Origin of the sequence: Enterococcus sp. DIV1421a (assembly GCF_051711025.1) — a bacterium.
GTDB classification, from domain to species: Bacteria; Bacillota; Bacilli; order Lactobacillales; family Enterococcaceae; genus Enterococcus_B; species Enterococcus_B hirae.
Genome location: NZ_JBIOLU010000001.1, coordinates 1310553 through 1326411 on the forward strand (window position 1 = coordinate 1310553; position 15859 = coordinate 1326411).

The 15859-nt window shown below is 33.7% G+C and carries 8 protein-coding genes and 1 pseudogene; 7 read left to right on the top strand and 2 right to left on the bottom strand.

Annotated features, from left to right (window positions below; genetic code table 11):
* Window positions 1-14 precede the first annotated feature (14 nt).
* Window positions 15-566 (bottom strand): annotated as a pseudogene (locus tag IGK21_RS06040) (transposase); the annotation flags it as partial.
* 618 nt (window positions 567-1184) lie between these two features.
* Here IGK21_RS06040 and IGK21_RS06045 point away from each other — a divergent pair.
* Entirely contained in the window at window positions 1185-1829 is a 645-nt protein-coding gene (locus IGK21_RS06045; protein WP_181914954.1) for a hypothetical protein, read from the top strand.
* Between the two features lie 205 nt (window positions 1830-2034).
* Here the strand turns inward: IGK21_RS06045 and IGK21_RS06050 are convergent, their stop codons facing one another.
* Window positions 2035-2586: a DUF6580 family putative transport protein gene (locus IGK21_RS06050; RefSeq protein ID WP_096710395.1), complete on the bottom strand. Its 552-nt coding sequence runs from the start codon at window positions 2584-2586 to the stop codon at window positions 2035-2037.
* A gap of 144 nt (window positions 2587-2730) precedes the next feature.
* Here IGK21_RS06050 and IGK21_RS06055 point away from each other — a divergent pair, with 144 nt between their 5' ends.
* The 6 genes from IGK21_RS06055 to IGK21_RS06080 all read left to right on the top strand — a co-directional run bounded on the left by IGK21_RS06055 (window position 2731) and on the right by IGK21_RS06080 (window position 15841).
* Window positions 2731-5229, top strand: a complete 2499-nt coding sequence (locus IGK21_RS06055) for a vitamin B12-dependent ribonucleotide reductase (protein WP_181914955.1) — start codon at window positions 2731-2733, stop codon at window positions 5227-5229.
* Between the two features lie 22 nt (window positions 5230-5251).
* Window positions 5252-5815: a cob(I)yrinic acid a,c-diamide adenosyltransferase gene (locus tag IGK21_RS06060; RefSeq protein WP_096709163.1), complete on the top strand. Its 564-nt coding sequence runs from the start codon at window positions 5252-5254 to the stop codon at window positions 5813-5815.
* A 110-nt stretch (window positions 5816-5925) separates the two neighbouring features.
* The gene (locus IGK21_RS06065) at window positions 5926-6324 is read left to right on the top strand and encodes a DUF4430 domain-containing protein (protein ID WP_223610182.1); all 399 of its coding nucleotides are present in this window, start codon (window positions 5926-5928) and stop codon (window positions 6322-6324) included.
* A 503-nt stretch (window positions 6325-6827) separates the two neighbouring features.
* Window positions 6828-8780 carry a hypothetical protein gene (locus tag IGK21_RS06070; protein WP_181914956.1) on the top strand — a complete coding sequence of 651 codons (1953 nt, stop codon included), beginning with the start codon at window positions 6828-6830 and terminating at the stop codon, window positions 8778-8780.
* Window positions 8781-8857: 77 nt separating this feature from the next.
* Window positions 8858-9544 carry a hypothetical protein gene (locus tag IGK21_RS06075; protein ID WP_181914957.1) on the top strand — a complete coding sequence of 229 codons (687 nt, stop codon included), beginning with the start codon at window positions 8858-8860 and terminating at the stop codon, window positions 9542-9544.
* A 561-nt stretch (window positions 9545-10105) separates the two neighbouring features.
* Window positions 10106-15841 carry a hypothetical protein gene (locus IGK21_RS06080; protein ID WP_181918633.1) on the top strand — a complete coding sequence of 1912 codons (5736 nt, stop codon included), beginning with the start codon at window positions 10106-10108 and terminating at the stop codon, window positions 15839-15841.
* Window positions 15842-15859: the final 18 nt, after the last annotated feature.

Sequence of the window (15859 nt, forward strand, 5' to 3'; positions counted from 1 at the left end):
CAGTTCAGTTCTTTTTATTTGGTTAAAATAGTTTTATCGTGTCGAATTGTGATCCGTCGTTTGAAATTATAAAAATTTCGAAAACAATAAGTATTGTGTTTTAATACTTTAATATGGTTGTTTAAACATTCTAGTGGTCCGTTTGAATAACTGTAGCGGAGGACATTTTGGATCTGTGGCAGAAACTTTCTAAATGTTCGCAAAGTTATCGCATAAGTTTCAGGTAACTGGCTGACTTCTCTGGATAAACAGTCCTCAAATAGTGAATGATCTCTTTTCTTTACTCATAAAGAACATCTTGGTATAACTGATAGCCTTGTCGTAGATCGGCACAAGTAGCTAACAATCGGTCGACAATCTCACTTTCAGTTAAGTAACCTTTGAAACTGGAACACCAAACCCGTTTTTCATCGTTCAACTTTGCTTCTTCTTTTTGTAGGAGTTTCCAATAACGTTTCATTTTTCTACCAAGCCCACGTTGGTATTGAGAAGTACTTTTTAAGTCGTGCATTGGTTTCCTTCACTCGGTGGTTTAAAAAAGTTCTTCCTATATGTTGAATAATGTGGACACTCTTCGGGCGTGTATTGAAGAGTACCTTTGTAAATCAAGCAAAATTTCTCTTTATATCTTTCTTTGGTTTAACAATTTACCTCAAAATAGATAGTTAGGTCTAGAATATTTAGGGGATCTTTGATAAGCTGAGTACAAGACATCTTGAATTATCCTATGAATTGGTTCGTCAAATTAATTCTAAAGGATTTCAGGGTGTCTTTTCTATGTTTTTACATCATGAAAAAGATGTTGGTAAATTTCACCAACATCAAAAAATATAGAGCCCAAATTACATAGTATATGAGCTCGGGTCGTTAATCAGAAAAAATTGGATGAACGACCCGATTTTTATAGCTAAATCAAAAATAGGATTAAAGAATCAATGAAATATTATGAAAGGAACTGTTATGTATAGGACTTCTCAAATACAATTTTTTGATGCATAATTCTTTGAAAATACTATTCTTGACCTTGTATTCTCAGAAATTAAAAGTAATAACCTAGAATTTTAATCAATTAAATGGTATTAAATTACAAAAATTTCTTTTCTCGGAAATAAAAGTTTATTATGTATTCTTTTTTTCTGATAAATTGATGAAGCAGTATATAAAATTTTAAAGGAGAAGATAATATGCCAAACAAGGAACAGGAAAAGACAAAAACTATTCAACAGGAACCAACTGAATTAAATCCGAGTACAACTAAAGAAAAAGAGAATAGTCCATTCATAAGTAAAAAGAGAGCAAAAGAATTGAAGAAGTTTGAGAGTAAAGTTAGAAAAAAAGAGGATAAAGCGGTTAAACAAGAGATAAAAACAGTTATGAAGGATGCAGACAGGACTCAAGATCCTTCCCAAATATTTAAGTATCTCACATATGGATTAGAGCATAATCCATTCATAAGTAAAGAGAGAGCAGAAGAAGAATTGAAGAAGTTTAAGGGTAAATATAGAAAAAAAGAGGATAAAGCGGTTGAGCAAGTAATAGCAAAAGTTATGAAGAATAGAGCCATCCCTCGAAGTAGTGTATTGAGGTATCTTAAAAATGAGTTGAAAAAAAGTCCACACATAAGCCGACAGAGAGTAGTAGAAGAAATGGGGAAGTATGAGGGAGGTAATAATGTTAGAAATAGTTCTGAAGTTCCAGTGAACAAAGATAGAAGAGAAAATCTTAAAGAAAAACTAAATAGAGTATCTAAAGAAGAAAACTCATCCCCAAAAAGAGCAGCTGTATCTCAAGACCTACAGCATAAGCAGGATAACCCGTTACATAGATAATAATCAATAAACTCTAAAAATGATTACATAATAAATGAGTGTGGGATATTAATCAGAAAAAATTTGATTAATATCCCACACTAATATCCCACTTTTTATGGCTAAATGAAAACTGGGACAGAAGAATCACTTCTGATTCTATACCCCAAAAAAAAGTTAGACAAAAATAATCAGAGGGCTGATAAAATAAGGATTCTCACGTCATTTATTTTTTATATCTGTCATCAAGCGTCTTACTGTATAGCGGAAATAGTATTCGTTGGAATACGGGAAAGAGAATCAAATAAAAAAAGAAATTACCTATACCATGGGCGAGATCAAAAGGAAGTCCTTGAAAATAGTAAGCCCAAAAAGAGGGAAGTTGATAGATGAAAGTTTCAATTCGTGAAACAATCAAACCGTAAATTAACCCACAAATAAAGCTCAAAATTGCTTGAATAGTCACATGCTTAGCGACTATAGGTAACTGATTCATCCAATGAAAAAACAAAACAATCCCGCTGAAGGCGAGCATTTGACTGATTGTCCAAGTCCCTAATCCTAAATATAGATTAGTGATGAATAAGCTCAATATGGAGACGATTAAAGCATCTGTTAAAGAACCAAATGCCGCAAGTAGTAAAAAAATTGCTGTCATAGGTTGAATATTTGGTAACCAAGCAAAAAAAATTCTGCCTACGACACAGGCAGCAATTAATAATGACAAATAAGCAAATTTGTGAATCGTAAAGTAAGGTTTTTGTTTAAATGTGTTCATCTTTTGAGGCTGCTCCTTCACTGATAATATTTCTCATTATATCATAAATTTTTTTTATTACAAGATTGAAAAACACATGATGTAGTGTGATAATAATTAACAGACACTATATATAGTGTTTTTTTATGATAAGGTGGCGATGGAATGGGAATTTATTCAAAAAAATATATAGAAAAACTTAATCAGGATATACGGAATTATCCGGAGGTCAAACCTATTGATCCACAAATGGAACTGACATTTGAAGGGATTTCACGCTTGGTCATGTTGGATCGATATACTTACAAAGATCCACATAATCAGACGTTAACCATAGGTGATCTAGTCGTCTTGACGGTACATGCGGATCCACAATACCCGGCTCGTGGAATTGGAACGATCATTCAGCACTCTGGAGACGATTTAACGATCGAAGTGGAAGAGGAATTTCGCTCATCTTTGACTGATCCTGAAGAAATAGCTCGTGGATTCGTTAAAAGAAACAAAAGTGAAGTTGAAAAACCTTTAGAACTGTATTATGAACAAATTGCTGCTCGAGTTGCTTTCGGAATTAGTCAAGTCGAGGGCGATAGAAAAGCTGAATTTTTTGAAGATTTTTACAAACAATTGACTGAACAAAATTTGATTCCTGCAGGAAGGGTGTTATATGGTGCTGGTACGCAATCAGAAGTCACATACTTTAATTGTTTTGTCATGCCATTTATTCAAGATTCTCGTTCTGGTTTAGCAAAACACCGAGAAGAAGTCATGGAAATCATGAGTCGTGGTGGTGGAGTAGGAACGAATGGCTCAACCTTGAGACCAAAATCAGCTGTCGTACATGGCGTAAATGGAAAATCTTCTGGTGCTGTTTCTTGGCTCAATGATTTAGCTAATCTCACTCATTTAGTCGAACAAGGAGGAAGTCGCAGAGGGGCGCAAATGATCATGCTCAATGATTGGCACCCAGATATTTTTGAATTTATTATTTCAAAAATCCAGAATCCATTGATCTTGCAACAGTTGATAACTACAAGTAAAAACCCGCTAATCAAACAGTTGGCAAGTGAGAAACTAGCTTTTTCTCCTTTAACTCAAGAAGAAAGGGAGCTATTTGAAGTCTTGCTTAAGGAAGAGGGGCTTTTGCAATTTGCAGAACATACTTTCATCAAAGAGGCTAAGCAAAAATTAAAAATGGGTGGAAGTTATAGTGTCAAAGATCCTGACTTCTTAACAGGGGCGAATATTTCAATCTGTCTGACAAAGGAATTCATGGCAGCTGTCGCACAAGATAAGACCTATGATTTGCGTTTTCCTGCTATTGACGAGTATACAGAAGTAGAAATGGCTGATTATGATCAACATTGGGCTGAAATCGGTGATGTTCGTGAGTGGGAAGCGACAGGACGTAAAGTGAAAGTTCATCAAACAATTCGAGCCAGAGAGCTTTGGGAATTGATCACTTACTGTGCTACTTATTCTGCGGAACCAGGGATCTTTTTTATTGATAACGCCAATGAGATGACTAATGCTGCTGCCTATGGTCAAAAAGTCGTTGCAACAAATCCTTGTGGAGAACAGCCATTGACACCGTATGCGGTATGTAATCTTGCGGCTATCAATTTAGCGAATATGGTAGATGAGCACCAAGAAATCGATTTTCAAAAAGTTGCAGAAGTGGTTAGAACCAGTGTACGTTTCCAAGATAATGTTATTGATGCGACCCCTTATTTTTTTGACAAGAATGAGCAACAAGCAAAAGGGGAACGTCGTATTGGTTTAGGGGTGATGGGCTTAGCCGACTTATTGATCTATTGCGGCAAAACGTATGGCTCTAAAGAAGGAAATGCGTTAGTCGATCAATTGTTTGAAACGATTGCCGTTACAGCTTATCAAACGTCGATCGAATTGGCAAAAGAAAAAGGAAGTTTTCCTTATTTAGTTGGTAAGAACGAAGAAGAAACACGACAATTACGTGAGCGTTTTATCCATTCTGGGTATATGAAAAAGATGCCAGAACATATTAGACAAGGTGTCTTAACTTATGGAATCCGTAATTCACACTTATTAACCGTTGCACCAACTGGCTCGACAGGTACGATGACTGGTGTTTCCACGGGATTGGAACCTTATTTCTCTTTTTCCTACTTTAGAAGCGGTCGCTTAGGAAAATTCATTGAAGTACACGCTGAAATCGTTGACGAATATCTAGCGAAACATCCAGAGGCAGATGCCTCAGAGTTACCGGAATACTTTGTCTCAGCAATGGAGCTTTCACCAGAAGCTCACGTGGATGTCCAATGTACGATCCAACGATGGGTTGATAGCTCCATTTCCAAAACAGTCAACGCACCTAAGGGATATCGTGTTAAAGAAGTAGCTGATATTTACGAACGACTTTATCAAGGTGGGGCAAAAGGCGGTACGGTATATGTTGACGGTAGCCGAGATTCACAAGTCCTGACTTTATCAGCGGAAGAAAATAGTTTTACCGATGAGCTAGTAACATCAGAGGTACACCCAGATGTTTTGCTAACAGAAGCTTCAAACGACTCAGAAACGAGCGAAGAGCGCTGTCCGATTTGTCATGAAGGTACAATTGAAGAAATCGGAGGTTGCAGTACTTGCACCCATTGTAAAGTACAACTAAAGTGTGGATTATAAGGTTAAAAAGGAGCATGGTATCATGAAAATCTATACTAAAAGTGGTGATGCTGGGATGACTAGTATTATCGGAGGGCAACGGCTAGCTAAGTCAGCTTCTCGTGTTAGAGCTTATGGAAGTGTGGATGAAATCAATTCTTGGGTAGGAACGATCGTTGCAGAATTAGATCCTGATAAATTTGCACTTTTGATCGAACAATTAATCCAACTTCAACGATTACTATTTGATATCGGAACAGATTTTGCCACACCAGCGGAAGTCAAAGAACGGATCGTGACTAAAAAAGATTTGGAGAAAATGGAAGAAATGATTGATTTTTATCAAGAAAAACTACCGGTTATCGACAAATTTATCTTGCCTGGTGGACATCCAGTAGCAGGGCATTTCCATCTTGTCCGAACAGTGACCCGAAGAGCGGAACGTGAAATCACTGAATTGATTTTGGAAGAAACAGAAACGAATCAAATGAGCTATAAACTGATTAATCGGTTATCGGATCTCTTTTTTGTCTTGGCACGTTATGTCAATGTGGTTTATCATATTAAAGAACCATTCTATGAGCGAGCTGGGAAAGTATTCCATTAATTATTATCAGACCTTACTGTTTGAATTAAAATCTAACTGTCTAAGAATCATATCTATAATGTTTAAAGTGATAACTTAAGTTAATTCTTTTTACAAATTAATAAATAGGAGTGTTTTTTTTGAAGAAATTCATAGTATTATTAGCTGCTTTATCAAGTATGATCGTTATGACTGGTTGTCAATCACCTACCACGACAGAACAATCAAGCGCTCAATCACAAGCCACTACAAAAAAAGTGACCATCACTTTGCAAGAAGAGGGAAAAGAACTATCGGCAAAAAACGTTACTTACCAACCAAATCAGACCTTGCTGGAATTACTAAAAAAACAGTTTTCAGTGAAAGAAGACAATGGTTTTGTGACGGCAATTAATGGGCATGCACAAGACAAAGATAAAGGATTATATTGGACGTTCACAATCAACGGCAAAATGGCGGAAAAAGGAGCAAATGATATTAAATTATCACCTAACGATCAGATAGTGTTCAATTTAGCAACATTCAAGTAAGAGTGTAACAGTTCAAAAATTAACTTGAGCGTGCGGTCAAAGTATTCGTATGAACAAGCTGAAAAAACGAAAAGCAGTTATTCTGATTTTCGTTTTTTTTTGATTAGTTTTAATATCTGTTAAAAAAAGGTTTTTGGTCAATAAGAACTGATAAGTTGCGCAAAATCAAATCTGGGTCAGAATGTACCTCATTTTATCTCAGCTTTTTTGTTCTTTCACTTTGTCTCATAAATTGATCAAAAAGCTTCTAATTTTCATGTTGATATTGATTTGAATTTGCAGGCTACATGTTCTTCTGTTTTTATAAAGTAATACTATTTTTGCAAATCACCGCACGTGGATGCCAAATATTCCCAGAGATTAAAAACGATAATCTAGATTTTGAATAAATGCAATAGTATTAAATCCCAAGAATTTCTTTGTTTAGAAATAAAAATTTTTGATGTCCTTTTTTTTCTGATAAATTTATAAAGCGTATATAAAATCTCAAAGGAGAAAACAGCATGCCAAACAAGGAACAGAATATAAATAAAAACAATGAAGAGAAAGTTAGCATACAGTCCCAAGATCAGCGTGGTTTTTTTTATAGACTATTCAATAAGTATAAATTTACGAAAAAGAAACGTACTGATCTGGAAACATCAGCAGCATTGGATAAAGATCTTTCTAAAGATGATCAAGCTTCAACTGAAGAAATCCCCTCCTATGAAGAAATCTCCACCTATCTAAAATCTTTTCTAGAAGAGAAAAATCTGTTACAACAAAGAAATATAGAAATAAATAGTAATAATAGAACCTTTTTTATTAACTATCTTAATGAAAAACATAGACTTAATTCAAACATGCCTTTGTCGGAAGAAACGAAAGCTGCACTAATTGAAGACCTTGATAAATTCTATTATATTCCTTTAAAAACTAGTACGTGTCATAACTTTATTTTCGATCTGAATATAACTAGAAGGGAATTAACTAGGCTTAAAGATGATCAATTTCTAAAGGTGAATGAATTAATAGCGCAGCTAACAGATGATGCTACTATAGCTATTACAAATAAATACCAACTTTTAGAGAACCACACTGTCTCCGAAGAAAAACTAGAGGCAATAGCAAATGAGGTCATGGATTTAAATCTTGATGAGGAAATGAAAAGGGCGGTTATAGCTAAACTTGAACTATTAAAAGAAGATCGAGCCACTCTTCGGAAAATATACAGAAAAAAACAAGACACATTGAAAACACAGGAAAGTAAGACAGATGCTAATTTAAAAGAAATTACAAAAGATGACGATGAAATATTATTTTATCAGCAAGTAGATGATGCAGCTATAGCTATCATAAATAAATATCAGCTATCTATCCCCGAAAATAAACTAAAGGCAATAGCAGATGAGATAATGGATTTAAATCTTAGTGGGGAACAAAAAGAGGAGGTTATTTTCCAACTTGGACTACAAACAGAAGATAGTGCCACTCTTTGGAAAATATACAAAATAAATTTGATGAAAGCAGAACAGTTATTTTATCAGCAAGCAAACAATGCTGCTATTCATGCTACTATAGCTATTATCAATAAATATCAGCTTTCAGAGAACCAATCTGTCCCTGAAGAGAAACTAAAGGCAATAGCAAAGGAAATTATGGATTTAAATCTTAGTGAAGAATACAAAAGAGAGGTTATTTTCGAGCTTAAAATATCAGAAGAAGATCGAGCCACTCTTCAAACAATATATAGAGAAAGACAAGACTTTTTAACAGCGCAAGAAAGTAAGACAGATGCTAAATTAGATGAGAACACAAAAGGTGAAGATAAAGTATCATTTTATCAGCAAATAGGTGATGCAGTTATAGGCATTATAAATAAATTTCAACTATTTGTCTCCGAAGAGGAGTTAAGGAAAATAGCAAAAGAGATTTTAAATTTAAAATTAAGCGAGGAACAGAAGAAAGAGGTTATTATCTATCTTGGAATACAAAGCGAATATAAAGATGTTCTTCTGGAAATATTTAAAGAATTACAGAGATGGCCAACACCATCCCAAAGTAAGTTAGAAGTTATAATAAGAGGGGCTAAAGCATTACAGTTATTTAATCAGCTAGTACATGATTCAGTTACTTATATTACAAATAAATATGAACTTTCAGAAGATCAAGCTACTCATTATAGGAAACTAAAGGCAATAGCAAAAGAGATTATAGATTTAAACCTTAGTGATGAACAAAAAAGAGAGGTTATTAAGGGTCTTGAAATACCAGAAGCTGATAGAGAAGCTTTTTGGAGAATATACAGAAAACTTGAGATATTGCCAAAAATAAAAGAAAGTAAGACAGACTCTAGAGTGAATGGGCGGACACAAGATGGGTATAGTGACGATAGGGCACAATTGATTCATAAAAATAAGAAGCAAATTGTCAGAAGAAATTTTGCCGAAGCAGCACCATTTTTTTTAAGGGAATAAATGATGCTACTATAGCTATTACAAATAAATATCAACTTTCGAATGACCGACCTACCTTCCGAGATAAACTAGAGAAAATGGTAAATGAGATTATAGATTTAAATCTTAGTGAGCAACAAAAAAGGGTGGTTATTAGAGTACTTGAAATATCAAAAGAGGATAGAGTCGCTCTTAAGACAATGTACAGAGAAAGACAAGACTTGTTAAAAATACAAAAAAATAAGACAGACGATGAAGTGTTCTTTTATCATGGAGTAGATGATGCAACTCTAACTATTATAACCAACTATCAACTTTCAGAGGACCAACCTAATCCCCCAAAAAAACTAGATGCAATAGCAAATGAGATTTTGAATTTAAATCTTAATAAGCAACAGAAAAGAGAGGTCATTTTCGAACTTGAAATACCAGAAATAGATAGAGATAAACTTAATGAATTAATAAATAAAAAAACAACGTTGCTAAACCAGGTAGAAACTTTACAAGAATCAGCTAAAACGAACCTAGGCTCAATATTAAGTCAGGGACTAAATAATCTTGAATCAAAACCCACTACGCCACTACAGACGTCATTAAAATCAAAATTAAGATCTCTACTAAAGAAAAGTGAGGATAATCTAGGATCGGAACCACCGATATCGCTAAAACCAAATGCATCAAAAGGTAATCCTTTAAAAAGAGTAAACAGTCTAAGCTCGAAACCACAGACTCCACTAAACCCAACGATTCACTTATCTAAAGGTTTAGATGAATTTAGTCGATGAACCATAATTGCTCAAGCCGAATCATTTTCTGAAAAGGGATTGTTCGGCTCTTGCTGTTTTAGGGATGATTAATATTTTTCATCTCTTCGTCAATAAGTACTGATGAGTGATGCAAAATCAAATCTGGGCAAGAAGGTACCCCATTCTTTCTCAGATTTTTTTGTTTTCTCACATTTGTTCGTTAATTAATCAAAAAGTTTCTATTTTTCATGATGTCATTGAATTAAATCCGTAAATTACGTATTTCTATATTTTTATACAGGAATACTATTTTTTTCAAATCACTACACGTGGTTACGCAAATATATTCAGAAAAAAATTATGAAAGAAATAGTTATGTATAAGTGGACTCAAATAAAACTTTATTCATGCATAATCTTTTTGAAAACACTATTCTTGACTAATTATTTTCAGAAATTAAAAATAATATTCTAAAATTTGAACAAATACCATGGTATTAAATTCCAAGAATTTCTTTATTTGGGAATAAAAGTTTTTGATGTCCTTTTTTTTCTGATAAATTTATAAAGCAGTATATAAAAGTTCAAAGGAGAAAACAACATGGAAAAACTAAATAAAAAAAATGGAGAGAAAGTAAGCGTACAGTCCAAAAATCAGCGTGGTATTTTTTATAGACTAAAGGATAGGTTGAAACTAAATAAAAAAAACGGAAAAAAAGTAATTGTACAACCCGAAGATCAGCCTTCACTTGCTTATGAACTAACTAATAAGTATAAACTTGAGAAAAATAAATCTGATGATATGAAAGCACTAGTAGCATTAGGAAAAGATCTTTCTAAATATGCCCCAGCTACACTCGAAGGAATCCTCTTCTATCTTCCATTGACTCCAGAAAAGAAAAACCTGTTTCAACCAAGAAATAGAATAGTACAGCCTGAAGATCAGCAAAGTCATGCTTATAGACTAACCAATAAGTACGAACTAAAAATGGAACGTACTAATCCGGAGAAATTCGCAAAATTAGGTAGAGAACTTTCTAGATATGATCCAGCTACAATCGAAGGAATCCTGCTACATCTTCCACTGATTCCAGAAGAGAAAGACCTGTTACAACCAAGAAATAGAATAGTACAGCCCGAAGATCAGCTTGAACTTGCTGATAGATTAATCGATAAGTATAAACTAAAAAATAAACATACTAATCTGAAAACAATGGCAGCATTAGGAAAAGATCTTTCTAGATATGATCCAGATTCAACCGAAGGAATCCTCTTACATCTTCCATTGATTCCAGAAGAGAAAAAACAGTTACAACCAAGAAATAGAATAGTACAGCCCGAAGATCAGCTTGAACTTGCTTATAGAATAACCAAAAAGTATAAACTAAAACATCAACATACTAGTCTAAAAACATTCGTAGCATTAGGAAAAGATCTTTCTAGATATAATCCAGATTCAACCGCAGGAATCCTCTTACATCTTCCGCTGATTCCAGAAGAGAAAGACCTGTTACAACCAAGAAATAGAATAGTAAAACCCGAAGATCGACTTGAACTTGCTGATAGGTTAACCGATAAGTATAACCTAAAAATGGAACGTACTGATCCGGTGACATTCGCAAAATTAGATAGAGAACTTTCTAAATATGATTCAGATTCAACAGCAGGAATCCTCTTACATCTTCCGCTGATTCCAGAAGAGAAAAACCTGTTACAACCAAGAAATAGAATAGTAAAACCCGAAAATCAGCCTAATCTTGCTTATAGATTAACCAAAAAGTATAAACTAAAACATCAACATACTAATGTGAAAACATTAGTAGCATTAGGTAAAGAACTTTCTAAATATGATCCAAATTCAACCGAAGGAATCCTTTTACTTCTTCCATTGATTCCAGAAGAGAAAAAACTGTTACAACCAAGAAATAGAATAGCACAGCCCAAAAATCAGCCTGCTCTTGCTTATGAACTAACTGAAGAGAAAAAGCAATCTACTAATATGGAAACACTAGTAGCATTAGATAAAGATCTTTCTAAAGATGATCCAACTTCAAGCGAAGGAAACATCTCCAATCTTCCATTGAATCCAGAAGAGAAAAAACTGTTACAACCAAGCAATAGAATAGCACAGCCCGAAGATCAGCCTGCTCTTGCTTATGAACTAACTGAAGAGAAAAAGCAATCTACTAGTATGGAAACACTAGTAATAGATAAAGATCTTTCTAAAGGCGATCCAACTTCAACCGAAGGAAACATCTCCAATCTTCCATTGAATCCAGAAGAGAAAAAACTGTTACAACCAAGCAATAGAATAGCACAGCCCAAAGATCAGCCTGCTCTTGCTTATGAACTAACTGAAGAGAAAAAGCAATCTACTAATATGGAAACACTAGTAGCATTAGATAAAGATCTTTCTAAAGATGATCCAACTTCAACCGAAGGAAACATCTCCAATCGTCCATTGAATCCAGAAGAGAAAAACCTGTTACAACAAAGAACTATTGAAATGGATAGCGAAGATAGAACCTTTTTTATTGACTATCTTAATGAACAACATAACCTTAATTCAAACACGCCTTTATCGGAAAAAACAAAAGCTGCACTAATTGAAGACCTTGATACATTCTATTATCTTCCTTTGAAACCTAGTACGTGTTATAACTTTATTTCCGATCTACATATTATAAATAGAGATGATGTATATGAGCTTCTAAATGATCAAATTCCCAAGGTGAATGAATTAATAACGCAGGTAATAAATAATGCTACTCTAGGTATTACAAATAAATATCAACTTTTAGAGAACCAATCTGTCCCCAAAGAGAAACTAGAGACAATAGCAACTGAGATCCTGGATTTAAATCTTGGTGAAGAACAGGAAAGGGAGGTTATTGCTAAACTTGAAATCTCAAAAGAAGATCGAGCTACTCTTGAGGAAATATACAGAGAAAAACGAGACTTATTGCAAACACAAGAAAGTCAGAAAGACGCTGAAATAAAAGCTGCTACTATAGCTATTACAAATACATATGAACTTTCAGTTGAAAAAACTACTCCTCAAGAGAAATTAAAGGCAATAGCAAATGAGCTTATAAATCGAAATCTTAGTATATTACAGGAACATGAGATTATTTACCTACTTGAAATAGAAACAAAAGATAGAGACACTCTTCGGACAATATACAAAGAATTAAAAAAAATACAAGAAAATCAGAAAGATGCTAACGTAAAAGCTGTTACTATAGCTTTTAAAAATATATATAAACTTTCAGAGGATCAACCTAACTCCCAGAATAATTTAAAGGCAATAGCAAAAACGATTGTGGATTTAGATCTTAGTGATGAACAGAAAAGAGAGGTTATTCTCGAACTTGAAATACCAAAAAAAGATAAAGACACTCTTCGAAAGATGTATACGAACGAATTAGAGAAGAAATTGCAGGAATTGCATTGGGAAAGAGTTAGTATAGCTACAGCTATTTCAAGTAAATATCTACTTTCAATTGAAAAAACGACCCCTCAAGAGAAACTAAAGGCAATAGCAAATGAGCTTATGGATTTAAATCCTAGTGAAGTACAGGGAATTGGAAAGGATATTTTTCACCTACTTGAAATGAAAACAAGAGATAGAAAAACTCTTAGGACAATATATAACGAACTTAAAAAAACACAAGAAAGTCAGAAATACGCTAACATAAAAGCTGCTACTCTAACTATTACAAATATATATGAACTTTCAAAGGATCAATCTAACTCCCCAGAAAAACTAAATAAAATAGCAAAAACGATTGTGGATTTAGATCTTAGTGAAGAACAGAAAAGAGAGGTTATTCTCGAACTAAAAATACCAGAAAAAGATAAAGCCACTCTTCGAGAAATGTACTCGAACGAATTAGAGAAGAACTTGAATGGGGAAAGAGTTAGTATTGCTAAAGATATTTCAAGTAAATATCAACTTTCAGTTGAAAAAACGACTCCTCAAGAGAAACTAAATACAATAGCAAAAAAGATTACGAAATTAGATCTTAGTGATGAACAGAAAAGAGAAGTTATTAGAATACTTGAAATACCAGAAAAAGATCAAGACACTCTTCGAGAAATGTACTTAAACAAATTTGAGGAGAAATTGAATTGGAAAATATTTACTGCAGCTACAGCTATTTCAAGTAAATATCAACTTTCAGTTGAAAAAACGACCCCTCAAGAGAAACTAAAGGGAATAGCAAATGAGCTTATGGATTTAAATCTTAGTAAAGCACAGGAAAAGGAAAAAGAAATTATTCATCTACTTGAAATAGAAACAGAAGATAGAGACACTCTTCGGACAATATACAAAGAACTAAAAAAAATACAAGTAATTAAGAAAGTTGCTACTCTAGCTATTACAACTAAATATGAACTTTCAGAGGATCAATCTAACTCCCCAGAAAAACTAAATAAAACAGCAAAAAAGATTGCGAAATTAGATCTTAGTGATGAACAGAAAAGAGAGGTTATTTTCGAACTTAAAATACCAGAAAAAGATCAAGACACTCTTCTGTCTATATACGAAGAACAAAAGAAAGTTGCTAATATAGCTATTATAAAAAAATACCAACCTAACGCCCAATATGATCTAAAGGAAATAGCAAAACATATTGCGAATGAAAGACGTAATAATGTCAAAAAAAAATCAACAGAATCAGAACAATTATTTCAGCAGAATGTACATGCTGTTGCTACTACTATTACAAATAAGCATCAGCTTTCAGAGGATCGACCTGCAACCTCGAATAAACTACATAGAATAGCAAATGAGGTTGTGAATTTAAACCTAAATATAGACCAGAAACTGGAGCTCATGCGTACGCTTGCCTTGACACAAGCAGACAAAGACAAGCTTCGGAATATATTCTCAAATAGTGTAATAAATGATAAGATCGTATCCCTATTGGCTGAAGAAATAAAAGTAGCTTACCAACTTTCAGAGCATAAAACTATCTCTCCAAAGGATTTACATAATATAGCAATTACCATTGAGAATAGTTCTCTTGATAAAAAGTATATGGATGCGGTTCCAAACGCTCTTGTCATGACAAGAGAAGATAAAGAGACACTTCGGTATATGATCAGAGAAAGAGCGAAACAACAAACAGAAAAAAAACAAGAAAATGAAGCAGACATTAAAATAAATGGGAAGACCATAGCTGAAGTACTAGATGACAACGCACTATTGCTATCTCGAGCAATGAACACTGCATTAGAACTTAAAGAGAACAAAAAGGTAGAACCAGAAATACTATCTATGATGGCAGAATTTATTGGTAGCAGAAAACTTAATGAAATAAATAGACGCAACATACCTTATATGCTTACTCTTACTAAAGAAGATAAAGAAGAGCTTAGTGAAATAATAAATGAAAAAACAACGTTGCTTAATAAGGAACTCGGAATTTCACAAGTACCAGCTAAAATGAACCTAAGCTCAACATTAAGTCAAGGACTTAACAATTTAGATTCAAACCCAAAGGATCCACTACAGACATCACCAAAACCAAATTTAAGAACTCTACTAAATCAAAGTGAGAATACTCCTGGCTTGGAACCAAATACGTCGCCAAAACCAGGAACTTTACCAAAAGCACCAGCCCGGATTAATCTATTAAATGTTGTGGTACAGAATAAGATAGTCTCCCTATTGGCTGAAGAAATAAAAGTAAATTATCAACTTTCAGAGAATAAAACTACCTCTCCAAAGGATTTACATGAAATAGCAATTACCATTGAGAATAGTTATCTTGATGAAAAGTATATGGATACACTTTCTGATAATCTTGTCATGAGAATAGAAGAAAAAGAAGCACTTCGGGATATAATCAGAGAAAGAGCGAAACAACAAACAGATAAAAAACAAGAAAATGAAGCAGACATTAACATAAATGGGAAGACTATAGCTGAAGTAGTGGATGACAACGCGCTTTTGTTATCTCGAGCAATGAACACTGCATTAGCACTTAAAGAGAACCAAAAGGTAGAACCCAAAATGCTATCTACGATGGCGGAATTTATTGGTAGCAGAAAACTTAATGAAATAAATAGACGCAATATACCTTATATGCTTACTCTCACTAACGAAGATAAAAAAGAGCTTAACGAAATAATCAATGGAAAAACAACTTTGCTAAGTAAGCTTCCCGAACTAGATAGAACAAACCCAAATCCAATAGATCAAGTTCCATTACCATTGAATCAAAGACTAAGTAATCGAGGATCGGAACAAAATACTCTACCAAAACCAAACAAAAATATAAAACAAATGAATTCTTTATCTCAAGGATCAGCTGAAGTTAGTCGATAAACCATAATTGCTCAGAGA

What these genes read in the sequence shown, in the direction of transcription:
- IGK21_RS06055 (WP_181914955.1), top strand. Translation starts at nt 2,731, where the DNA reads ATGGGAATTTATTCAAAAAAATATATAGAAAAACTTAATCAGGATATA.
- IGK21_RS06070 (WP_181914956.1), top strand. Translation starts at nt 6,828, where the DNA reads ATGCCAAACAAGGAACAGAATATAAATAAAAACAATGAAGAGAAAGTT.
- IGK21_RS06060 (WP_096709163.1), top strand. Translation starts at nt 5,252, where the DNA reads ATGAAAATCTATACTAAAAGTGGTGATGCTGGGATGACTAGTATTATC.
- IGK21_RS06050 (WP_096710395.1), bottom strand. Translation starts at nt 2,586, where the DNA reads ATGAACACATTTAAACAAAAACCTTACTTTACGATTCACAAATTTGCT.
- IGK21_RS06080 (WP_181918633.1), top strand. Translation starts at nt 10,106, where the DNA reads ATGGAAAAACTAAATAAAAAAAATGGAGAGAAAGTAAGCGTACAGTCC.
- IGK21_RS06045 (WP_181914954.1), top strand. Translation starts at nt 1,185, where the DNA reads ATGCCAAACAAGGAACAGGAAAAGACAAAAACTATTCAACAGGAACCA.
- IGK21_RS06075 (WP_181914957.1), top strand. Translation starts at nt 8,858, where the DNA reads ATGGTAAATGAGATTATAGATTTAAATCTTAGTGAGCAACAAAAAAGG.